This window comes from Micromonospora sp. URMC 106, from assembly GCF_051386395.1.
Lineage (GTDB): Bacteria > Actinomycetota > Actinomycetes > Mycobacteriales > Micromonosporaceae > Micromonospora.
In genome coordinates, this window is sequence record NZ_JBPQTP010000004.1 from 49,425 (window position 1) to 69,989 (window position 20,565).

Genomic DNA, 20,565 nt, shown 5'->3' on the forward strand with positions numbered 1-20,565 from the left:
CCGACCCCGCCCGCGCCGCGACCCGACCAACGGAGGTACGACGATGACCCGGGACGATCCCGCCGACCGCCCGTACCAGGTGGCCGTCATCGGCATCGGCTGCCGGCTGCCCGGCGACGTCGACACCCCGGACGCCCTCTGGGAGCTGCTGCTCAAGGGCGGCCAGACCGCCGGGGAGATCCCGGCGCAGCGCTGGCGCGCCTACCGGGAGCGCGGCCCCGAGTACGAGGCGGTCCTGCGCGACACCGTCACCGCCGGCAGCTACCTGCGCGACGTGGCGGGCTTCGACGCGGAGTTCTTCGGCCTCTCGCCCCGCGAGGCCGCCGAGATGGACCCGCAGCAGCGGATCCTGCTGGAGGTCGGCTGGGAGGCCCTGGAGCACGCCGGTGTCCCGCCCACCGGGCTGGCCGGCACCGACACCGGGGTCTTCGTCGGGGTCAGCACCACCGACTACGGCGACCGGCTGATGGAGGACCTGCCGACCGTCGAGGCGTACACCGGGATCGGGGCGGCCACCTGCGCCCTGGCCAACCGCGTCTCCTACGCGCTGGACCTGCGCGGGCCGAGCGTCGCCGTCGACACGGCCTGCTCGGCGTCCCTGGTCGCGGTGCACCTGGCCTGCCAGAGCCTGCTGCTGCGCGAGAGCACGGTGGCCCTGGCCGGCGGCGTGAACCTGGTGCTCGCCCCGGGGCAGAACGCCTCCCTCCAGGCCGCCGGCACCCTCGCCCCGGACGGGGTGAGCAAGTCCTTCGACCGCGACGCCGACGGGTACGGCCGCGGCGAGGGGTGCGGCGTGCTGGTGCTCAAGCGGCTCGACGACGCCGAACGCGACGGCGACCGGATCCTCGCGGTGATCCGCGGCAGCGCCGTCAACCAGGACGGCCACACCGACGGCATCATGGCCCCGTCCGGCCCCGCGCAGCAGCACGTCGTCCGGCGGGCCTGCGACCGGGCGGGCGTCGCCCCGGCCAGCGTGGACTACGTCGAGGCGCACGGCACCGGCACCCAGCTCGGCGACCCCGTCGAGGCGACCGCGCTCGCCGCCGTCTACGGCGCCGGACGCCCCGGCGACCGGCCCTGCCTCATCGGCTCGATCAAGTCCAACATCGGGCACCTGGAGGGGGCCGCCGGGGTCGCCGGCCTGATGAAGGCCATCCTGGCGCTGCACCGCGGCCAGATCCCGGGCACCCCGCTGCGCGGCCGGGCGATCGACGCCGTCGCCGACGGCAGCGGGCTGCGCCTGGTGACCGGCACGCTGCCCTGGCCCGAGCGGGACGGTCCGCGCCGGGCCGCGGTCTCCGGGTTCGGCTACGGCGGCACCATCGCCCACGTCGTGCTGGAGGAGGCGCCGCCCGTGCCGTCCGGCGCCGACGCGCCGGCGGCCGACGCCGCCGCCCGGGCGCTGTACCCGCTGTCGGCCCGCTCGGACGCCGCCCTGCGCCAGCAGGCCGCCCGGCTCGCCGACCGGCTCGACGGCGACGACCGGCCGCAGCTGGCCGACGTCGGGCACACCCTGGCCCGCCGCCGCGCCCACCTGACCCACCGGGCGGTGGTCACCGGGCAGGACCGCGACGAGGTGGTCGCCGCCCTGCGCCGGCTCGCCGCCGGCCAGCCGGACCCCACGACGGTCTCCGGGGTGGCGCCGGCCGGCCGGCCAGCCCAGCCCGTCTGGGTCTTCTCCGGGCACGGCTCGCACTGGGCCGGCATGGGCCGCGACCTGCTCGCCCACGAGCCCGCCTTCGCCGCCGCGATCGACGAGATCGAACCGGTCGTCGCCGAGGAGGCCGGCTTCTCGCTGCGGCAGGCGCTCGCCGACGCCGAGCTGGCCGGGGTGGACCGGATCCAGACGCTGACCTTCGCCATGCACGTCGGCCTGGCCGCGCTCTGGCGGGCCTACGGGGCCCGCCCGGCCGCCGTCATCGGGCACTCGGTCGGCGAGGTCGCCGCCGCCGTGACCGCGGGGATCCTGACCCCGGCCGACGGGGCCCGGCTCATCTGCCGCCGGTCCGCCCTGCTGCGGCGGGCCGCCGGCCGGGGCGCGATGGCCATGGTCACCCTGCCGTTCGCCGACGTCGCCGAGCGGCTCGCCGGCCGCACCGACCTGGTCGCGGCGATCGCGTCCGCCCCCGCGTCCACCGTCGTCTCCGGCGACATCGCCGCCGTGGACGCCGTGATCGAGCAGTGGCCGGCCGACCGGATCGCGGTCCGCCGGGTGCAGTCCGACGTGGCCTTCCACAGCCCGCACATGGACGCCCTCACCGACGAGCTGCGGGCCGCGGCCGCCGACCTGCGCGTCTCGGCGGCCACGGTGCCGATGTACTCGACGGTGCTCGACGACCCGCGCGCCGCGGCCGGGTGCGACGGGGAGTACTGGGCGGCGAACCTGCGCCGGCCCGTCCGCCTGGTCGACGCGGTCGGCGCGGCCCTGGCCGACGGACACCGCACCTTCGTCGAGATCTCCGCCCACCCGGTGGTCGCCCACTCGCTGCGGGAGACCCTGGACCACGCCGGCATCGAGGACGGGTACGTGGGGACCACCCTGCGCCGGCACGCCCCCGGGCACCGGTCGGCCCTCGCCGCGGTGGCCGAGGCGCACTGCCACGGCGTCGAGGTGGACTGGGCGCGGCTACGGCCCGGCGGCGGGCTGACCGACCTGCCCCGGTACGCCTGGCGGCACCAGGAGCTCTGGCGCGAGCCCACCGCACCGGTGGCCGCCGGCGGGCACGACATCGGCTCGCACACCCTGCTGGGCGCGGCGACCACCGTCGCCGGCAGCGACCTGCGGCTGTGGCACACGGTGCTCAGCGACGCCAGCCGTCCGTACCCGGGCAGCCACACCGTGCAGGGCGCGGAGCTCGTGCCGGCCGCGGTGCTCGCCGCCACCTTCCTCGCCGCCGGCGCCCGCGACGGCGCGCCGGTGACCCTGCACGACCTGTCGATGCGGGTGCCGCTGGCCACGGCCGGGCGCCAGGAGATCCAGGTGGTGGACGACGGCGGGAAGCTGCTGCTCGCCTCCCGCCCGGCCGGCGCGGACGCCGCGCCGTGGCTGACCCACGCCACCGCGCGCGTCACGGACGACGCCGCGCCGCCGGCCCGGGCCGCCGACGCCCGGGGGCCGGGCGGAGTGGTCGCCGACCCCGGGCTCGTCCGGGACCGGCTGGCCCGCGTCGGCGTGCCGGAGACGGGTTTCCCGTGGACGGTCGACCGCCTCACCACCGGCAACGGCGGGCTGCGCGCCCGGGTCCGCTTCCCGCAGCCGGCCGGTGACTGGGCCGCCGTCGTCGACGCCGCGGTCTCCATCGCGCCGGCCGCGTTCCCCGGCGAACCCCGGCTGCGCCTCGTCGACACGATCGAGCGGCTCTGGACCACCGGCGCGGCGCCCACCGTCGCCCTCGTCGACGTCGTCCTCGACGACGCCCGGGAGGACACGGTCGACGTCACGGTCTCCGGACCGGACGGCGCGGTGGTCGCCCGGCTCAGCGGCCTGCGCTACCCGGTGGTCCCCGACGCCCCGGCCGCCGACACCGACGGGGGCGGCCCGGCCCGGCAGTCCCTGGCCGACCTCGACCCGGACGAGCTGCGCGAACGCCTGACCGATGAGGTACGCGCGGTGATCGCCGCCGAGATGAAGCTGGCCGTCGAGGCACTCGACCCGCGCCTGCCGCTGGTGCAGCAGGGCATGGACTCGGTCATGACGGTCATCGTGCGGCGGCGGCTGGAGAAGACCTACCGCCAGGTGCTGCCCGCCTCGCTGTTCTGGCAGCAGCCCACCGTCACGGCGATCGCGGTGCACCTGGCCGAGCTGATCGCCGCCCCGTCGCCGGACGAGGCCGTCGCCGACGCCGTAGCCCGCTGACCCACCGGACGCGTCGACCCGGAGGAGCGCATGGAACTCACCACGACGACCGCCGCCCGGCCCGGGCTGCGGCACCGCATGCAACAGCTGATCTACGGGTTCTTCACGGCGCAGACGCTGCACGTGGCGGTCCGGCTGCGGATACCGGACCTGCTCACCGACGGCGCGCGGGACGTCGCCGACCTCGCGGCGGCCACCGACGCGGACGCCCCGTCGCTGCGCCGGCTGCTGCGGGCGCTGGTCTTCCTGGAGGTGCTCGACGAGCCCACGCCGGGCACCTTCGCCCTCACCGAACAGGGCGAGGTGCTGCGGGCGGACGTGACCGGGTCGATGCGGGAGCTGGTGCTGCTGCTCTCCGGCCCGGAGAGCTGGGCGGCGTGGGGACAGCTCGAACACAGCGTGCGCACCGGCGAGGTGGCCTGGGACCACGTGCACGGCCGGAGCTGCTTCGAGCACCTCATGGCGGACCCGCAGCGGCAGGCGGCGTTCAACGCGGCCATGGCCGAGGGGTCGCGGGCGTTCGTGCCCACCCTGCTCTCGGCGTACGACTTCGGCGACCTCGACACCGTCGTGGACGTGGGCGGCGGCAGCGGCGCCCTGCTCGCCGGGGTGCTCGCGGCCCACCCGCACCTGCGCGGCACGGTCTTCGACACCCCCGACGGCGTCGCCGACGCCGCGCGCACCGTCGCCGAGCAGGGCGTGGCCGACCGGTGCCGGGTGCAGGCCGGCGACTTCTTCGTGTCGGTGCCGCCGGGCGCGGACGCCTACGTGCTCAAGAGCGTGCTGCACGACTGGGACGACGAGGAGTGCGTGCGGGTGTTGCGGACCGTCCGCCGCGCGGTCCGGCCCGACAGCCGGGTGCTGCTCGTCGAGTCGCTGATGCCGACCACCGTCACGACCGCGCCGAGCGTCGCGCAGGTCGTCATGAACGACCTGAACATGATGGTCTGCCACGGCGGCCGGGAACGCACCGTCGCGGAGTTCCGCGAGCTGCTGCGGGCGGCGGGCTTCCGGCTGGAGTCCGTCACGCCCTGCCCGGCGCCGAGCGTCGTCGGCATCCTGGAGGCGGTGCCGTCCCCGGCCGGCGGACCGGACGGGAGCTGAGGCGATGGCGCGCATCGGCGACCTCGACGCCGCCCGGCCCGCGTCGGAGGCGACCCCGGCGGACATGGTCCGCATCCCGGGCGGGACCTTCCTGCAGGGCTCGCCCGAGCGGACGCTCGACTGGCTGGAGAGCGAGGGGCAGGCGTTCCCCCGGGACTGGTTCACCGACGAGACGCCGCAGGTGCCGGTCACGCTGCCCGACTACCTCATCGACCGGCACCCGGTGACCGTGGCCCGGTTCGCCGACTTCGTGTCCCGCACCGGCTACGTGACGTCGGCGGAACGCGCCGGCGGCAGCATGGTCTACGGCGACTACTGGGAGATCCGCGAGGGCGCCTGCTGGCACCGTCCGGCCGGGTACGGCAGCGGCCTGCGCAACCGCGACGACCACCCCGTGGTGCACATCTCCTACCCGGACGCCGAGGCGTACGCGCGCTGGGCGGGCCGGCGGCTGCCCACCGAGTCGGAGTGGGAGCGGGCCGCCACCGGCCCGTCGTACCGGCGCTGGCCCTGGGGGGACACCTGGGACAGCCGCAACGCCAACACCGCCGAGCACACCGCCGGGGCGCTCGGCGACCTGGCCGCCTGGCGGGCCTGGTGGGGGGCGATCCACGCCGCGCAGGGGCCGATGCCGCAGACCACCCCGGTCGGCGCCTTCTCCCCGCGGGGCGACAGCGTCGACGGGTGCGCCGACATGACCGGCAACGTGTACGAGTGGACGTCCACGCTGGCGCACCTGTACTCGCCCGACACCCGGTGCGACCCGACGATCCACCTGGTGATGGGACGGTTCCGGGTGATCCGGGGCGGGTCCTGGATGAACTTCCGCTACCAGGTCCGGTGCGCGGAACGGTTGTACGGGGACCCGACCGGATGGTCCAACTTCGCCCTCGGCTTCCGCTGCGCGCGTGACGTCACGGCGGTCCCCGAGGCGGACGACAACGGGAGGTAACGATGGTCACGGTGCTGCTGTCGGCCGGCTGGGCCCACCGGGGCCAGAAGAGTTTCGAGTGCCGTGAGGGCACCGTGCGGGACGTGATCAAGGAGTTCGTCGAGACGTACCCCGTCTACCGCCGCCGGTTGCTCGACGACACGGGTGAGCCGCTGACCTACTACAACGTCTACCTCGACGGGGACCTCGTCGAGAACGCGGACCGGTCCCGGGTGACCGCCCGATCCGACAGCACGGTCGCCATCATCCCGCCGCTGGCCGGGGGCTGACCCACCGGCCGGACGCCCGCCCCGACCCGGGGCGTCCGGCCACCGGCGTCCCGCCGAGCGCGTCCCCGTCAGGGAGGAAGCATGCTCCTGCCGCACACCGACGCCCGACCCGGCCCCGGGCGGGCCGGCCGTGACCACCTCGGCCGCCGGCTGGCCCGGTCGGCCGCCCACCGCCCCCGCCCGGTCGCGGAGCTGGCGGCCTGGCTCGCGCAGCGCCAGCGGGCGAACCCGTTCGAGGTCACCGAGGTGCCGTTCGCCGACCTGACCGGTTGGCGCTTCGCGCCGGACTCCGGTGACCTGGTGCACGAGAGCGGGCGGTTCTTCAGCGTGGAGGGCCTGCACGTGCGGACCGACCGCGGCCCGGTCGGCGAGTGGTGGCAGCCGATCATCCACCAGCCCGACCGGGCGATCCTCGGCATCCTGGCCCGGGAGATCGACGGGGTGCTGCACTTCCTCATGCAGGCCAAGATGGAACCGGGCAACGTCAACGGCGTCCAGTTCTCCCCCACCGTGCAGTCCACCCCGAGCAACTACCAGCGGACCCACCGCGGCGCCCGGTCCCGGTACGTGGAGTACTTCCTCGAACCGGGGCGCGGCCGGGTGCTGGTGGACGTGCTCCAGTCCGAGCAGGGCTCCTGGTTCCGGGGCAAGCGCAACCGCAACATCGTCGTCGAGGTCGCCGACGAGGTGGAACCGCACGAGGACTTCGTGTGGCTGACCCTCGGCCAGATCCACGACCTGCTGCACCGGCCGAACCTGGTCAACATGGACGCCCGTACCGTGCTGTCCTGCCTGCCGGGCCACGCGGCCGACGCCGATCCCGACGCCGGGACGATCGGCGCCGGGGTGGCGGCATCCTCGCTGGCCGGCGAGGGCGCGTGGCAGTCGCTGCTCGACGTCCGCAACTGGCTGACCGCCAACAAGGCCGGCCCGACCCTGGCGACCCGGCGGGTGCCGCTGCGCGAGGTGCGGGACTGGCACCGCACCGACGACGAGATCCGCCACCGCTCGGGCCGGTTCTTCCGCATCGTGGGTCGGCGGGTGCGGGCCAGCAACCGCGAGGTGGCCCAGTGGTGCCAGCCGTTGCTGGCCCCGTGCGGGACGGGTCTCGTGGCGTTCGTCGTCCGACGCATCGACGGCGTGCTGCACGTGCTGGCGCACGCCGACCTGCGGCCCGGCTACCGGGACACCGTCGAGCTCGGACCGACCGTGCAGTGCACCCCGGACAACTTCACCGGCCCCGCGCGGCCCGGCCGCCCCGAGTACCTGGACCTGGTGCTCTCCGACGGGGTGCGCGTGCACTACGACGTGCTCCAGTCCGAGGAGGGCGGGCGGTTCCACCACGCGGTGACCCGGCACATGGTGGTGGAGGTCGGCGCGGACTTCCCCACCACGACGCCGCCGGACTACACCTGGCTGACCCTGCGCCAGCTGACCGCGATGGCGGCCTTCAGCTACCAGGTCAACATCGAGGCCCGCAGCCTCCTGCTCTGCCTGCGGGCGCTGCGGTGACCGGGCGCGGCGACCGGCCCGAAGGCGTGGCCGAGAGCGACGACCGGCCCGAGAGCGTGGCCGGGCACGACGACCGGCCCGGCGGAGTGGCCGGGATCGAGGCGTTCCCGCTGCCCCGCCGGTGCCCGTTCGGCCCACCGGCGGAGTACGCCCGGCTGCGGACCGAACAGCCGGTCGCCCGGCTGCCCATGCTCGGCGGCAACACGGCCTGGGTGGTGTCCCGGCACGCCGACGTCCGGCGGGTGCTCAGCGATCCGCGGATGAGCGCGGACCGGCGCCGGCCCGGCTTTCCGCGGTTCGCGCCGACCACCGAGGGCCAGCGGCAGGCGTCGTTCGAGAACTTCCGTCCCCCGCTGAACTGGATGGACCCGCCGGAGCACACCGCCGCCCGCCGTCAGATCGTCGACGAGTTCGGCGCCGCGCGGGTGCGGCAGCTGCGTCCGCTGGTCGAGCGGGTGGTCGACGCGCACCTCGACGCCATGACGGCCGGGCGGTCGAGCGCCGACCTGGTGCCGTCGTTCAGCTACCCGGTGCCGTCCCAGGTGATCTGCGAGGTGCTCGGCGTGCCGTACGCCGAACACGAGTTCTTCGAACGCCGCTCCACCCACATGTTCAGCCGGGGCGCGCCGGCCGACGAGCGGGCCCGGTGCGCCCGCGAGATCCGCGACTTCCTCGACGGCGTGGTCGCCGAGAAGGAGCGCCACCCCGGGGACGACGTGCTGAGCCGGCTGCTGGCCCGGCAGCGCGCGGCCGGCGGGCCGGACCACGAGGCCGTGGTGAGCATGGCCTTCGTGCTGCTGGTCGCCGGGCACGTCACGACGTCCAACATGATCTCGCTGAGCGTCCTGGCGCTGCTGGCCCATCCCGAGCGGCTCGCCCGCCTGCGCGCCGAGCCGACCCGGTTCCCGGCCGCCGTGGAGGAGCTGCTGCGGTACTTCACCGTGGTCGAGGCGGCGACCGCACGCACCGCCACCGCCGACGTCCAGATCGGCGGCGTCACCATCCGGGCCGGCGAGGGGGTGGTGGCGCTCGGCCAGGCCGCGAACCGGGACCCGGCCGCGTTCGACCGGCCGGACGAGTTCGATCCGGACCGCGACGCCCGGCACCACCTCGCGTTCGGCTACGGACGCCACATCTGCCCGGGGCAGCACCTGGCCCGGCTGGAACTGGACGTCGCGCTGAGCCGGCTGGTCCGGCGGCTGCCGGGGTTGCGTCTCGCGGCCGAGGTCGACGACCTGCCGCTGAAGGAGGACGGCAACATCTTCGGCCTGTACGCGCTGCCGGTCGCGTGGTGAGCCGGCGGTCCGGGCGGGGCCGCGCGGGCGGTCACGCCCGCCCGTTCCCGAACCGGCCGGCAGGCCGGGGTTCACCCCCGCTGGGAGATCACCTTCGTCCACGCCTGGCTGATCCGCTCGGCCGACTCGGACGCGTTCGCCAGCTCCTCGGGGCCCGCCTTGGCGATCCAGTCGACCGCACGGCCCTCGGGCAGGTCACCGGCGAGGTAGTCGCCGAGCGCGACCAGGCCCATCTCCCAGCCGGCGCCGATGCCCCACGCCCCGGGCGCCGCGTTGGGGATGATCTCGACCGGCACCGGGGCGTGCTCCAGCTCCAGGACGGTGGCCTCCCCCGCCGGGGTGAGCCGCAGCTGGACCTCGCTGCTGCCGCCTCCCGATTCCCAGGTCAGGCCGATCGTGCTCGGCCGCTCGCACCGCAGGATCTCGCCGCTGGCGTTGCCCTCCAGCTGGAAGCGCCCGCCGACCCGCAGGTCACCGGAGATCGGCAGGAACCACCGCACCAGGCGCTCGGGATCGGTGATCGCGTCCCACAGCTCCTCCGGTGAGGCGTCGTAGCTGCGGCGGACCACCAGGGTGTTCATGCCGCTGGGGTGGTCGCGCAGCTCGCGCTCGGTGTCCCTGACCACGTCGGACGTCTTGTTCATGCCACTTGACCTTCCTACAGGTGCGTGGTGCCACCGGAGCCGGTCCGGCCCGCACGCCGAGGACTTTAGCAGCCATGACTTACATAACGTCCCATTTGTGCACGCAGCGCGGTCGCGTCCCGTGCGCCGACCCGAACGCGTCGTGGTCGAGCGGGGCGCGCGGCGACCGCCCGCCGGCGCGCCGTCGGACGGGCGTGCCGGGGGGCGGACCGGGGGCAGCGGAGGGTCGGGTGCGCCGGGGCGCCGTCGAACGGGCGTGCCGGTGGGCGGAACCCGGGACCGCGGGGGCGGGTGCGCCGGGGCGGGCGGTCGCGGGATCAGGTGAGATCGCGGCCGGCGCGGGAGCGGCGCCGGGCGAGCAGCACCAGGACGGCGAGGAGCACGAGGCCGTCGACGGCGAGCAGCGCCGCGCCGACCGGGTCGACCCCGTGGGCGTGGGCAGGCGCCGCGGGCTCCGGCGGCGGTGCCGGCGCCCCGCCCGCCGCGCCCACGGTGAACCGGGCGACGCCCGAGGTGTCCCGGCCGTCCGCGGTGACCACGTGGTACGCGACGGCGACCTCACCGGCGGCGGTGACCGCGATCGCCTGGGTGAGGCCGTCCGGGCCGGCCGCCGTCAGCGCCCCCCGGTTGAGCAGGGACCGGTCCGCGTCGTACGCGGAGATGTGGGACCGGCTGACGTCCGGCCGGCCGTCGACGCGGATCCGTACCGCGCTCGGCGCGTCGGCCAGGACGGCGCCGTCGGCCGGGTGGACCGAGACCACCTCGGCTCTCGACGAAGTGGTGGACGAGGAGTCGATCCTGCCGGCCAGGGCGAGGACGGCGACCAGCGCCGCCACGGTGAGGGCGGCGCCGGCGTAGATCCGTCCGTTGGTGGACATCCCGGTCAGTCGGTGGCGACCACGGGCCGGCGCCACGTCGGCGCGTCGGCCCTGCCCACGCAGGAGCAACTCGCGGCGGCCCGCTCCTCGGGGCTGGGGCGCAGGTGCAGGTACATGGCGATCACCATCGGGATGAAGACCACCGAGTTGTAGAACAGGTGCAGTTCCACGCGGGGGACGACGAGTTGCAGCAGGCTGGTCGGTTCGGCCGAGCCCGGCAGCCGGAAGGAGCTGTGGGCCTGCACGAGCAGCAGCCCGTGCTCGATGTGGTGCCAGAACTGGAGGGCGAGAGCCACCGTCCACCACGCCCTCGACCGGCCCGTGAACCCTGGCAGGAGAAGGAACAGACCGATCAACATCACGATGGCGTAGCCGTAGTGCAGCCACTCGGAGCTGACCAGCCACGGGAACGGCATCCCCAGGACGCCGCGCGCCTCCGGGCGCGGCCAGCCGAGGACCCAGATCTGGTACGCCTGCACCAGGTGTTCGGCCCAGTGCGCGACGACCACCGCCAGGTAGAGGGTGAGCGCCCTGCGGTGGTACCGGCCGTTGATCGACGCCACCAGGCCGGGCGACGCCTTGCGCGCAGCGGTTGCCATGGGTCCTCCAGAGTCCACACCGGAAGGTGTCCCTCCACGCTAGAAGCGGACGGGGCGGGGCGTGACTCCGAGATTGCTCTGCGTCAACATCCGGCACGCCACCGGCTCCGCTACGCGACACCAGCCGGGCCGGGCGTCGCGGGGGGCAGCGGGTAGCGCACGCCGGTGAGTTCCTCCGAGAGCCGCCACAGCCGGTGCGCGGTGGCGGCGTCGCGGAGGGCCCGCTCCCGGTCCCGCGGGACGGGTTCCCCGCGCAGCTGGAACAACCCGTCCGGCACGATGTAGCTGCCGCCGGGCAGGTCGGGAACGGTCGCGGCGTAGAGCGAGGTCTTGGCGCCCTCTAGCGTGGGGCGGAAGGCGTACCGCACGAGCAGCCGCGTCAGCGTCGCGTACCACCTGCCGCGGGCGCCGTTGGCCCCGCCGGTGAGCACGTTGGTGCGGGTCAGTCCGGGCGCCACCGCGAGGCTGCGCAGCACGAGCCCGGCCCGGTCCGCGCGTCGTTGCAGCTCGCTGGCGAAGTAGAGGTTGGCCCGCTTGGACTGGACGTAGGCGAAGGCCGCGCGGTAGCGACGTTCGGCATTGAGGTTCTCCAGGTCGAAGCGGGCGAAGCGTTGGCCCTCGCTGCTGACCGTCACCACCCGCGGGTCGGGCGCGGCGAGCAGGCGTGGCAGCAGCAGGCCGGTGAGGGCGAAGGTGCCGAGGTGGTTGGTCCCGAACTGCGACTCGAAGCCGTCGGCGGTGCGGGCGAACGGCACCATCGCGATGCCGGCGTTGTTGACGAGCACGTCCAGCGGGCCGTGCTCCCACCCGGCGGCGAAGTCGCGGATGGACGCGAGGTCCGCCAGGTCGAGTCGGCGCAGTTCGACCCGCGCGCCGGGCACCTCGGCGCGCAGCCGGTCCAGCGCCTCCAGTCCGCGTTGGCGGTTGCGGCAGGCGAGGACGACGTGCGCGCCGTGCCGGGCGAGTTCCCGGGCGGTGACGTAGCCGATGCCGCTGTTGGCGCCGGTCACCACGACCAGGCGTCCGGACTGGTCGGGCAGCGCGGCGGGCGTCCACACCGCCTGCCGGTCGCGGCGGGCCGCGGGTCTCGGGAGGCGGGCGCGTGGCTGACGGGTCATGGCGTTCCCCAGGGGTCGAGAGGTCTGGCGACTGCGGGCCGGAGGCGTCCCTCGTCCGCGGACGGCGGCAGCCAACACCGCAACTTCGAGTTGCGATACGCTGCAGCATGTCAGAGTCGACCGATCCATCGCAACTTGGAGTTGCAATAATGCCGGAACGAGACCCCGCCCCCGCGCCGCCCGTCGGGCGTGGACCGAAGGTGCAGGCGGCGGTGCGCGCCGCGACGCTGGCCGAGTTGCTGGAGAAGGGGTACGCGGAACTGACGGTCGACGCGGTCGCCCAGCGCGCCGGGGTGCACAAGACCACGGTCTACCGACGCTGGACGGACCGCGAGACGCTCGTCGTCGACGCGCTCGCCGAGCACTTCGCCGCCGAGATCCCCCTCGAGGACACCGGCGCCGTGGAGACCGACCTGCACGCCCTCGCCCGGGCGCTGGTGGGGAGCATGACCGGCCCGGTCGGCGCCGCCGTGCAGGCCGCGATGTACTCCGACGCCGGACGCCTGCCGGAGATCGCCGAGGCCCGGCGCCGGCTCTTCGCCGACCGGTTCCGCCGCGCCGAGCCGCTGGTCCGCCGCGCCGTCGACCGGGGCGAACTACCCGCCGGAACCGACCCCGTCGAGGTGTTCAAGGCGCTGGCGGCCCCCATCCACTTCCGCCTGCTGGTCACCGCGGAACCGGTCGACGACGCGCTCGCCGACCGGACGGCGCGGATCGTCCTCGCCGCCGCCCGGGCCGGGGAGCTGGTCTCCCCGACCGCCCGCGCAGGCGCCACGGGCGACTCGCCGCCGAGCACCGACGATCAACGGTGACGACGGCGGTCGCGCCAGGGCGTCCGGGCGTGCTCAGCCGACCGTCGCCGCCCACGCCTTCTTGGCGTTCTTCCAGGTCGGGGAGTTGACCTCGTCCCAGGCGCGGTGGCGCAGCTCCTCCAGGACCTCCGCCGGCACGAGCGTGCCGGTCATGTTGGCCCGGTAGATGTTCATCGTGTCCGGGTCGAAGTCGGGGCTGATGTGCCCGCCGGCGATCGCCATGTCGAACAGGGGCGCGCCGGGCAGCGGCACCACGAGGAAGAAGTTGGCCGCGTCCAACCCGTAGGAGACGTGCTCCTTGGCGAGCTGGATGGTCGTCTCGATCTCCTCCAGCGTCTCGTCCGGGTACCCCATCATGTAGTTGCCGTAGATCATGAAGCCGTACTCCTTCATCGCGATGATCAGCGCGCGGAGGTCGGCCTTCTCGATGTTGAGCTTGTTGCTCGCGTACTTGCGGATGATCCGCAGATTGCCCGACTCGAAGGGCATGTTGATCTGCGTGAAGCCCGCCTGCCGCATCGCCTCCAGGACCTCGTGGTCGGGCTTCCAGCGCTTGAGCAGGTGGATCAGGTTGATGCCGTTGAGGTCGCAGATGGTCACCCCGGCGCCCTGGATCTTCTTCAGCAGCCGCAGGCCGCGCCGCTTGTCCCCCAGCAGCGAGTCGTCCTCGATGAACACGTTGTCGACGCCCAGGCTCTTCAGCGTCTCGATCTCCGCCAGCACCCGCTCGTCCGACTTGACGCGGAACTTGCCGATCGGCCCGCTGGGGCTCCCCTCCTGCTCGCCGGCGATGTGGCAGTACGCGCAGTGGAACGGGCAGCCGAGCGAGGTCATCATGGTCGCGTAGCGCAGCTCCGCGCCCGGCTCGAAGAGGCCGGAGTGCGGCCGGGCGATGGTCCAGTAGCGCTCGTTGGGCAGCAGGTCCCAGGCCGGCATGGCGAGGGTGTCCAGGTCCCACACCACGTCCTGCGCGCGCGCCGGGTTCACCCGGATCCGGCCGTCGTCGAGGAAGGCGACACCGTGGATGTCGGCGAAGCTCGGACGGGTCGACCGCCGCACGGCCTCGACGATGTCGATGATCGTGTGCTCGGCCTCGGACAGGCAGACCACGTCGAAGCCGGCCCCGAAGAACTGCGGCAGCCGCGACCGTGCGTTGACCCCGCCGGAGACGAGGATCTTCTCCGGGAAGGCCGCCCGGATGAGCCGCGCGCAGTGCAGGACCATCGACTCCTGGTCGGTGAAGATCGACGTGATGCCGACGATGTCGTAGTCCCGCACCACGTCCAGGATCCGCTCGTCGCTGACGCCGGTGCGGAGGAAGCCGCTGGCCAGCGGCGTGGGGTTGGCGAATATCTCGTCGAGCGGGTCGTCGCCCTCGCCGACGCACGCGTCGAAGACACGGACGTGCACGCCGTGCTCGCGCAGGGCTCCACCCAGGTTCGGGTACGCGAGCGAGCCGTTCGGCTTGCACACCGTGCCGGGCGCGGTCTGATTCGGCGGGTACAGCAGCAGCACGCTGACGTCACGAAGACCCATGGCGGGATACTACCTACTTTTCAAGTGATCGGACAAGGCACACGCGTGGATGGCCGCTTCCGGCACAGCAGTTTCAAGTGGGCGGGGACGCCGTGCGGCCAGACCACCCCGGGCAGCGACCATCCACGCCGGACACCCCGGCCGATCCGGCACCGGGCCCCGGCGGCGCGGGCGGGGTCAGGGGGCGGTGCGCTCCAGGTACGCCTCGACCTCGTCGGCCGCCCGGACCGGCCCGCCGGCGGAGAGGACGTCGCGCTGCATCCGGCGGACCCGCTCCCGCAGGGCGGAGTCGGCGGCGAGCCGCTCCACGACCTCGCGGATGCCGGCCGGCTCGACCTTCTCCGGCGGCAGCACGTGGCCCAGGCCCAGCTCGACCACGCGCGCCGCGGACGGGGCGGCCTCGGTCGCGAAGTGCGGCACGAGCGCCAGGGGCACGCCCGCGGCGAAGGACTCCAGCACGGCTCCGGTGGTGCCGTGCGTCAGGCACGCCGCGGCGTGCGCGAGGACCGAATGGAACGGGATCCACTGGTGCGCCTCGACGTTGGGCGGCAGCGGACCCAGCGCCGCCGGGTCGAGGAAGCCGCCGATCGCCATCACCACGTGCCAGTCGGTGCCGGCGAAGGCGTCCGCGCAGGCGCGGAAGAACTCGGGGTGCTCGTTGAACTGGTTGCCCAGCGAGACCAGCAGCACCGGCGCGCCCGGCCGCGGCGGCTCCCAGGCGGCCTGGCCGTCGCGGCCGGTGAGGGTGGGACCGACGAAGGCGAACCGCTCGTCGAACGTCTCGGCGAAGGGCTGGAACGACTTCGGGAGGAAGACGATCGTGAGCCCCTCGATCTCGTCCCAGTACTCCTTGACGGGGGTGTCGACGCCGTACCGCCCGAGCAGGTCGACCAGCACCGAGTGCACCGCCTCGACGTCGGCGGGGTGGCGCTGGCCGTTGCTCTTCCACAGTTCCTTGAAGAGCGAGTAGTGCTCGTTCGCCGCGAAGCCGCCGGTGAGGCGCACGGCCGGCAGGCCCCACGCGGTGGCGAGCAGCCGCCCCGCGATGAACGGGAACACGTCGTAGACCACGAGGTCGGGGCGGTCGTCCCGCAGCGCCTCCTCGGCGGCCCGCAGGATGGCCACGTTCTCGCGGACGTAGACCAGGTGCAGCTGCGTCTCGGCGTCCTCCTGCTTGACGACCTCGGGCACGTGGAAGGTGTCGAACTCCGACTTGTACAGCACCACCTCGGCCCCGGCGGCCTTGACCTCGTCGGCGAAGAGCGCCGTCGTCACGTACGTGACCCGGTGCCCGCGGCGGGCGAGCTCGCTCACCAGGCCGAGCGACGGGTAGACGTGGCCGTGCCCCTGGACGTTGACGAAGAGGATGTGACGCTGGCGCATGGGCTCACTCCCGGCTGGTCGTCTCGGCGTCGTCGACACCGCGCATGCACGGCGGAGCGGCAGCTCCACCGGGATCTGACCGCGTCCGCCGACAGCGGGGTCAGCGGACACGATGGGGGTCAAGGCTTTAAACATATATAGCACGATGCCCAGCGCGTCGCTACGCCCGGAGCGCCGCCGGCGCCGCCGGCGTCGCGGCCCGACGCGCTCCCGCGCCCGACCGTCCACGATCGACCGGCCGCCGCGTCGCCCCGGCCCCGGTGGCTCAGCCGCGGGCGGGCGTCCCCGACGGCTCCGGCAGCACGGCGAGCAGTTCCGCGACGGCGGCGGTCATCGCCTCCCGGCCGGCGCTCAGGTAGCGCCGCGGGTCGACCGAGTTGTCGGCGGCGAGCGCCGTCCGGACCGCGCCGGTGAACGCCACGTTGAGTGCCGTCCCGACGTTGACCTTGACGATGCCGTTGCGGACGCCGGCCCGCAGCTCGTCGAAGGGCACGCCGGACGATCCGTGCAGGACCAGCGGCACCGGCACCGCCTCGCGCAGCGCCACGATCAGCTCCTGGTCCAGTGCCGCCGTCCGGGTGGTCATGGTGTGCGAACTGCCGACGGCGACGGCGAGCGCGTCGACGCCCGTCTCCGCCACGTACCGGGCCGCCTCCTCCGGGTCGGTGCGCACGCCCGCGAGGTGGGCGCTGGCCGGCGCCCCGGGCTTGCCGCCGACGTGACCGAGTTCCGCCTCCAGCCACAGGCCCCTCTCGTGCGCCCAGTCCGCCGCCGCGCGGGTGGCCGCGACGTTGCGGTCGTACGGCAGCGCTCCGGCGTCGAACATCGCCGAGCTGAACCCGGCGTCCACCGCCTGGCGCAGCAGCGTGACGTCCTCCACGTGGTCGAGGTGCAGGCCGAGGGGGACGGGGCAGAGGCGCGCGACCTCGGCCGCCACGGTGGCGATCGGCAGCACCCCGGCGTGGTAGCGCACCGCGTTCTGGCTGATCTGCAGGATCGCCGGCCGGTCCGCGGCGGCGGCGCCGGCCGCGATCGCCTGGGCGTGTTCCAGGGTGATGACGTTGAAGGCCAGCACGGCGGTGCCGGCGGCGCGGGCGGCGGCGACCAGTTCAGCGGTGGCGGCGAGCGGCATCGGTGACCTCCTCGACGGTGACGTGGGTGAGCAGCCGGTCCGCCGTGGGGGCGTCGAAGTCGCCGGCGCACGGCGACACGACGGCCGCGGCCGACACCGCGGCGGCCTGGGCGAGGGTGGACGACCACGGCTGGCGGGTGGCGAGTCCCCGGGCGAGGACGGCGGCCAGGGCGTCGCCCGCGCCGGTGGGGTTGCCGAGCACGGTCTCCGGCGCGCGCACCTCGTACGCGGTCTCGCCGAGCACGGCGACGAAGCCCGCGGCGCCGCGGGAGACCACCGAGGCCGCGGCTCCCAGATCGCCCAGCCGGTAGGCGGCCGAGACCGCCTCCGCGCGGGTGCGGGGCGCGACCCCGACGAGGTCGGCGATCTCGTCGGCGTTGGGCTTGACGAGGTCGGGGCGTGCGGTGAGCGCGTGGCGCAACGTGGCCCCCGCCGCGTCGACCAGCACGACCGCCCCCGCGGCGTGGGCCGCGACGGTCAGGTCGCGGTACGCGGTGACCGGCACCCCGGGCGGGCAACTCCCGGAGAGCACCACGACCTCGGCGGACGCGACGGCGGCGGCGAAGCGCGCGGTGAAGGCGGCCCACTCGGCGGCCGTGACGACGGGTCCGGGTTCGTTCAGGACGGTCGCCCCCGCCGGGGACACCACGGTGACCGTACGCCGGGACTCGCCGGCGACGGCGGTGAGGTCGACCGGGATGCCGGCGTCGCACAGCTGCTCCCGGATGCTCTCGCCGGTCGTCCCGCCGGCCAGGCCCAGCAGCCGGGTCTCGACGCCGAGCCGGGACAGCACGCGCGCCACGTTCACGCCCTTGCCGCCGGCCCGGCTCTGCGTCGTGGTGACCCGGTGCGACGCGCCGGGAACGAGCTCGGGCACCGTGTAGGTGATGTCGATCGCCGGGTTCGGGCACACCGCGACGATCACGGCCGGCCCGCGCTCGCCGGCAGCACGACGGACCGGGTGAGGTGGCGCGGACGGTCCGGGTCGAGGCCCTTGCGGGCGGCGAGCGCGACGGCGAGCCGCTGCGCGGCGACCAGCTGCGCCATCGGGTCCGCCGGGGACTGGACCACCATCGCCCCGGTGGCGGCGACGTCCTCGCGCAGGCCGTCCGGCGCCGGCCCGAGGATCCACACCGCCGAGTGCTCGTCGGCGACGCTGACGGGTCCGTGCCGGTACTCCATCGCCGGATACGACTCCGTCCACAGCTGCGCGGCCTCGCGCAGCTTCAGGGCCGCCTCGTGCGCCAGGCCGACCGCCCAGCCGGTGCCGAGGAAGGTGAACTGCCGGCGGTCGAGCAGTGCCGGGTCGACGGCGGCGGCCAGGACCGCGCGGGCGTCGTCGACCGCGGTGCCGAGGCCGGCGCCGACGGCGCAGCGCCACAGCGCGAGCGCCGTCGTGGCGAACCGGGTCTGCACGACCGACCGCTCGTCGGCGAAGTCCAGCACCAGCGACCGGTCGGCCAGCCGCGTGGCCGCCTCGCCGGCGACGGCGGTGACGACGGTGGACCGCCGACCGGCGGGGAGGTCGGCGAGCAGCCGGAGCACCTCGGTGGTGGTGCCGGACCGGGTCAGGGCGACGACCCGGTCGTAGTCGCGGTGGTGCGGGAACTGCGAGGCGGCGAAGGCGTCGGTCTCGCCGCCGGCGGCCTCGCGCAGCGCGGCGAAGCACTGCGCCATGTACAGCGACGTCCCGCAGCCGACGACCGCGACCCGCTCACCGGGTGCGGGCAGCGCCGCGGCGACGGCCGACGACCGGGCGAGGTTCTCGGCTCGCGACCACAGCGCCGGTTGCGATGCGATCTCGTCACTGATGTACGCCATTCTGTGCCACCTCATGCAATATTAGCGCCGTAACCTTGCAGCTTGTTGCAGGACGCTACGACGCGGGGCGGCACCGGTCAAGGGCGGGCAGGCCCCGGCGGGCAAGCCGTTAGGGTTACCCGCTGGGTGCGTCCAGGGACCGGAGTGCGCGACGATGAACCGCTACGAACGGTGGAACAAGCTGCTCGAGATGCTGGCCGAGGAGGGCCAGCTCGACATCGAGACGACCGCCGCCGCGCTGCGGGTCAGTGGCGCGACGGTGCGCCGCGACTTCGACGAGCTCGCCGCGCAGCAACTGGTCATCCGCACCAGGGGCGGCGCCGCCGCGAGCAACGTCACCTACGACCTGCCGCTGCGCTACAAGGCGGGCCGGCACGCGCCGGAGAAGCAGCGCATCGGCGCGGCGGCTGCCGCGATGATCGCCCCGCACTCGACCGTCGGCATCAACGGCGGCACCACCGCGACCGAGGTCGCCCGCGCCCTGGCACTGCGCGCCGACCTGGCCGCCGACGGCCGCACGCCGGCGCTCACGGTGGTCACCAACGCGCTCAACATCGCCAACGAGCTCATCGTCCGCCCGCACATCCGGGTGGTCCTCACCGGAGGGACGGCCCGCCCCCACTCGTACGAGCTGATCGGTCCCATCGCCGCGACGATGCTCGACGGGGTGGCGCTGGACGTCGCCGTGATCGGCGTGGACGCGGTCGACCACCGGCACGGGGCGAGCGCCCACCACGACGGCGAGGCCGCCATCAACCACACCATGCTGGCCACGGCGTCCCGCGCGATCGTGGTGGCGGACGCCTCCAAGCTGGGGCGCCGCGCGTTCGCCCGGATCTGCCCGGTCGCCGAGATCGACACCCTGGTCACCGACACCGGCGCGGCCGACGAGCAGGCCCGGCTCTTCACCCAGGCCGGAGTGACCGTGGCGCGGGCCTGACCCGGCCGGGCCCCCCGGCCGCCGGGCGCGGCCGGGGGCACCACCTGCCGACGTCGGGTCAGACGCGGGCCCGCAGGTCCGCCAGCGCCGCCGCCGTACGGGCGAGTCGGGCGCCCTGGTGGCGGGCCGCCGCCAGCACGGCCTGCACGTAGCCGGGGTCGCGGGCGGCCCGGCTCTCCACGAGGCTCACGCCGTACGGGTTGCCGCCGGCGGCGTGACAGAGGTCGTAGTTGAGGTAACCCGTGGGCAGCACGATCGACCCCCAGTGGTGGAACGTCTGGTAGAGGCTCAGCAGGGTCGCCTCCTGGCCGCCGTGCTCCTCGTAGCTGGCGGTGAAGCCGGTGGCGGGCTTGTCGGCCAGTTCCTCGGCCTGCCAGGGCGCGGTGGTGGTGTCCAGGAACTGGCGCAGCTGGGAGCAGACGTTGCCGAACCGGGTCGGCGTGCCGAAGGCGTACCCGTCGGCCCACCGCAGGTCGTCCAGGGTGGCGACGGGGATGTCGGCGGTGGCGTCGAGGTGGGCCCGCCACTGCGGCTTGGCGTCGATGACGTGGTCGGGGGCCAGCTCTGCCACCCGGCGCAGGCGCACCTCGGCGCCCGCGTCGGCGGCGCCGTCCACGAACGCCTGCGCGAGGCGGTGCACGGTGCCCGTGGCGGAGTAGTGGATGACGGCGATCCTGGTTTCCGGCCGCATCGGTGTCTCCTTTCTCGGCTCGG

The 20,565-nt window shown here is 74.6% G+C and carries 18 protein-coding genes; 8 read left to right on the forward strand and 10 right to left on the reverse strand.

Annotated elements, in window-relative coordinates; all coding sequences use genetic code 11:
• Positions 1-43 precede the first annotated feature (43 nt).
• The 6 genes from ACSNOB_RS02130 to ACSNOB_RS02155 all read left to right on the forward strand — a co-directional run bounded on the left by ACSNOB_RS02130 (position 44) and on the right by ACSNOB_RS02155 (position 8,988).
• Positions 44-3,856, forward strand: coding sequence for a type I polyketide synthase (locus ACSNOB_RS02130; protein WP_436684856.1), 3,813 nt, complete (start codon positions 44-46; stop codon positions 3,854-3,856).
• Between the two features lie 30 nt (positions 3,857-3,886).
• Positions 3,887-4,960 carry a methyltransferase gene (locus ACSNOB_RS02135; RefSeq protein ID WP_436684858.1) on the forward strand — a complete coding sequence of 358 codons (1,074 nt, stop codon included), beginning with the start codon at positions 3,887-3,889 and terminating at the stop codon, positions 4,958-4,960.
• Between the two features lie 4 nt (positions 4,961-4,964).
• Positions 4,965-5,912: a formylglycine-generating enzyme family protein gene (locus tag ACSNOB_RS02140; RefSeq protein WP_436684859.1), complete on the forward strand. Its 948-nt coding sequence runs from the start codon at positions 4,965-4,967 to the stop codon at positions 5,910-5,912.
• A gap of 2 nt (positions 5,913-5,914) precedes the next feature.
• Entirely contained in the window at positions 5,915-6,181 is a 267-nt protein-coding gene (locus ACSNOB_RS02145) for a MoaD/ThiS family protein (RefSeq protein ID WP_393111190.1), read from the forward strand.
• Between the two features lie 81 nt (positions 6,182-6,262).
• Positions 6,263-7,693, forward strand: a complete 1,431-nt coding sequence (locus ACSNOB_RS02150) for an NDP-hexose 2,3-dehydratase family protein (protein WP_436684860.1) — start codon at positions 6,263-6,265, stop codon at positions 7,691-7,693.
• A complete protein-coding gene (locus ACSNOB_RS02155; RefSeq protein WP_436684862.1) occupies positions 7,690-8,988 on the forward strand; it encodes a cytochrome P450 in 1,299 nt (432 codons plus the stop codon). Before ACSNOB_RS02150 ends, ACSNOB_RS02155 begins: the two co-directional genes overlap by 4 nt.
• Positions 8,989-9,059: 71 nt before the next feature.
• Here the strand turns inward: ACSNOB_RS02155 and ACSNOB_RS02160 are convergent, their stop codons facing one another.
• The 4 genes from ACSNOB_RS02160 to ACSNOB_RS02175 form a co-directional block, all read right to left on the reverse strand.
• Positions 9,060-9,632, reverse strand: a complete 573-nt coding sequence (locus tag ACSNOB_RS02160) for an SRPBCC family protein (RefSeq protein ID WP_436684863.1) — start codon at positions 9,630-9,632, stop codon at positions 9,060-9,062.
• A gap of 317 nt (positions 9,633-9,949) precedes the next feature.
• Entirely contained in the window at positions 9,950-10,510 is a 561-nt protein-coding gene (locus ACSNOB_RS02165) for a copper resistance CopC family protein (RefSeq protein WP_436684864.1), read from the reverse strand.
• Between the two features lie 5 nt (positions 10,511-10,515).
• Positions 10,516-11,109: a hypothetical protein gene (locus tag ACSNOB_RS02170; RefSeq protein WP_436684865.1), complete on the reverse strand. Its 594-nt coding sequence runs from the start codon at positions 11,107-11,109 to the stop codon at positions 10,516-10,518.
• 110 nt (positions 11,110-11,219) lie between these two features.
• Complete coding sequence (locus ACSNOB_RS02175; protein WP_436684867.1) at positions 11,220-12,227, reverse strand: oxidoreductase; 1,008 nt, start codon at positions 12,225-12,227, stop codon at positions 11,220-11,222.
• A gap of 149 nt (positions 12,228-12,376) precedes the next feature.
• Between ACSNOB_RS02175 and ACSNOB_RS02180 the strand changes: the two genes are divergently transcribed.
• Complete coding sequence (locus tag ACSNOB_RS02180; protein ID WP_436684868.1) at positions 12,377-13,039, forward strand: TetR/AcrR family transcriptional regulator; 663 nt, start codon at positions 12,377-12,379, stop codon at positions 13,037-13,039.
• Positions 13,040-13,072: 33 nt separating this feature from the next.
• On the opposite strand, the gene ACSNOB_RS02185 is transcribed toward ACSNOB_RS02180, so the two are convergent.
• The 5 genes from ACSNOB_RS02185 to ACSNOB_RS02205 form a co-directional block, all read right to left on the reverse strand.
• The gene (locus ACSNOB_RS02185) at positions 13,073-14,575 is read right to left on the reverse strand and encodes a B12-binding domain-containing radical SAM protein (protein ID WP_436684869.1); all 1,503 of its coding nucleotides are present in this window, start codon (positions 14,573-14,575) and stop codon (positions 13,073-13,075) included.
• A gap of 177 nt (positions 14,576-14,752) precedes the next feature.
• Positions 14,753-15,958 (reverse strand): macrolide family glycosyltransferase, encoded by a 1,206-nt coding sequence (locus ACSNOB_RS02190; protein WP_436684870.1) that lies wholly within the window; start codon positions 15,956-15,958, stop codon positions 14,753-14,755.
• A gap of 265 nt (positions 15,959-16,223) precedes the next feature.
• Positions 16,224-17,090 (reverse strand): class II fructose-bisphosphate aldolase, encoded by an 867-nt coding sequence (locus ACSNOB_RS02195; RefSeq protein WP_436684871.1) that lies wholly within the window; start codon positions 17,088-17,090, stop codon positions 16,224-16,226.
• The gene (locus ACSNOB_RS02200; RefSeq protein ID WP_436684872.1) at positions 17,068-18,015 is read right to left on the reverse strand and encodes a 1-phosphofructokinase family hexose kinase; all 948 of its coding nucleotides are present in this window, start codon (positions 18,013-18,015) and stop codon (positions 17,068-17,070) included. Before ACSNOB_RS02200 ends, ACSNOB_RS02195 begins: the two co-directional genes overlap by 23 nt.
• On the reverse strand, positions 18,012-18,911 hold the full coding sequence (locus tag ACSNOB_RS02205) for an SIS domain-containing protein (RefSeq protein ID WP_436684874.1): 900 nt from the start codon (positions 18,909-18,911) through the stop codon (positions 18,012-18,014). Before ACSNOB_RS02205 ends, ACSNOB_RS02200 begins: the two co-directional genes overlap by 4 nt.
• A gap of 154 nt (positions 18,912-19,065) precedes the next feature.
• On the opposite strand from ACSNOB_RS02205, the gene ACSNOB_RS02210 reads away from it, so the two are divergent.
• Positions 19,066-19,851: a DeoR/GlpR family DNA-binding transcription regulator gene (locus ACSNOB_RS02210; protein ID WP_436684875.1), complete on the forward strand. Its 786-nt coding sequence runs from the start codon at positions 19,066-19,068 to the stop codon at positions 19,849-19,851.
• A gap of 58 nt (positions 19,852-19,909) precedes the next feature.
• Here the strand turns inward: ACSNOB_RS02210 and wrbA are convergent, their stop codons facing one another.
• Positions 19,910-20,542, reverse strand: a complete 633-nt coding sequence (gene wrbA, locus ACSNOB_RS02215; protein WP_436684876.1) for an NAD(P)H:quinone oxidoreductase — start codon at positions 20,540-20,542, stop codon at positions 19,910-19,912.
• Positions 20,543-20,565: the final 23 nt, after the last annotated feature.

Bases quoted from the DNA above. Each gene is read 5' to 3' on its own strand.
- ACSNOB_RS02130 (WP_436684856.1), top strand. From the start codon at position 44: ATGACCCGGGACGATCCCGCCGACCGCCCGTACCAGGTGGCCGTCATC.
- ACSNOB_RS02135 (WP_436684858.1), top strand. From the start codon at position 3,887: ATGGAACTCACCACGACGACCGCCGCCCGGCCCGGGCTGCGGCACCGC.
- ACSNOB_RS02140 (WP_436684859.1), top strand. From the start codon at position 4,965: ATGGCGCGCATCGGCGACCTCGACGCCGCCCGGCCCGCGTCGGAGGCG.
- ACSNOB_RS02145 (WP_393111190.1), top strand. From the start codon at position 5,915: ATGGTCACGGTGCTGCTGTCGGCCGGCTGGGCCCACCGGGGCCAGAAG.
- ACSNOB_RS02150 (WP_436684860.1), top strand. From the start codon at position 6,263: ATGCTCCTGCCGCACACCGACGCCCGACCCGGCCCCGGGCGGGCCGGC.
- ACSNOB_RS02160 (WP_436684863.1), bottom strand. From the start codon at position 9,632: ATGAACAAGACGTCCGACGTGGTCAGGGACACCGAGCGCGAGCTGCGC.
- ACSNOB_RS02165 (WP_436684864.1), bottom strand. From the start codon at position 10,510: ATGTCCACCAACGGACGGATCTACGCCGGCGCCGCCCTCACCGTGGCG.
- ACSNOB_RS02170 (WP_436684865.1), bottom strand. From the start codon at position 11,109: ATGGCAACCGCTGCGCGCAAGGCGTCGCCCGGCCTGGTGGCGTCGATC.
- ACSNOB_RS02175 (WP_436684867.1), bottom strand. From the start codon at position 12,227: ATGACCCGTCAGCCACGCGCCCGCCTCCCGAGACCCGCGGCCCGCCGC.
- ACSNOB_RS02180 (WP_436684868.1), top strand. From the start codon at position 12,377: ATGCCGGAACGAGACCCCGCCCCCGCGCCGCCCGTCGGGCGTGGACCG.
- ACSNOB_RS02185 (WP_436684869.1), bottom strand. From the start codon at position 14,575: ATGGGTCTTCGTGACGTCAGCGTGCTGCTGCTGTACCCGCCGAATCAG.
- ACSNOB_RS02190 (WP_436684870.1), bottom strand. From the start codon at position 15,958: ATGCGCCAGCGTCACATCCTCTTCGTCAACGTCCAGGGGCACGGCCAC.
- ACSNOB_RS02195 (WP_436684871.1), bottom strand. From the start codon at position 17,090: ATGCCGCTCGCCGCCACCGCTGAACTGGTCGCCGCCGCCCGCGCCGCC.
- ACSNOB_RS02205 (WP_436684874.1), bottom strand. From the start codon at position 18,911: ATGGCGTACATCAGTGACGAGATCGCATCGCAACCGGCGCTGTGGTCG.
- ACSNOB_RS02210 (WP_436684875.1), top strand. From the start codon at position 19,066: ATGAACCGCTACGAACGGTGGAACAAGCTGCTCGAGATGCTGGCCGAG.
- wrbA (WP_436684876.1), bottom strand. From the start codon at position 20,542: ATGCGGCCGGAAACCAGGATCGCCGTCATCCACTACTCCGCCACGGGC.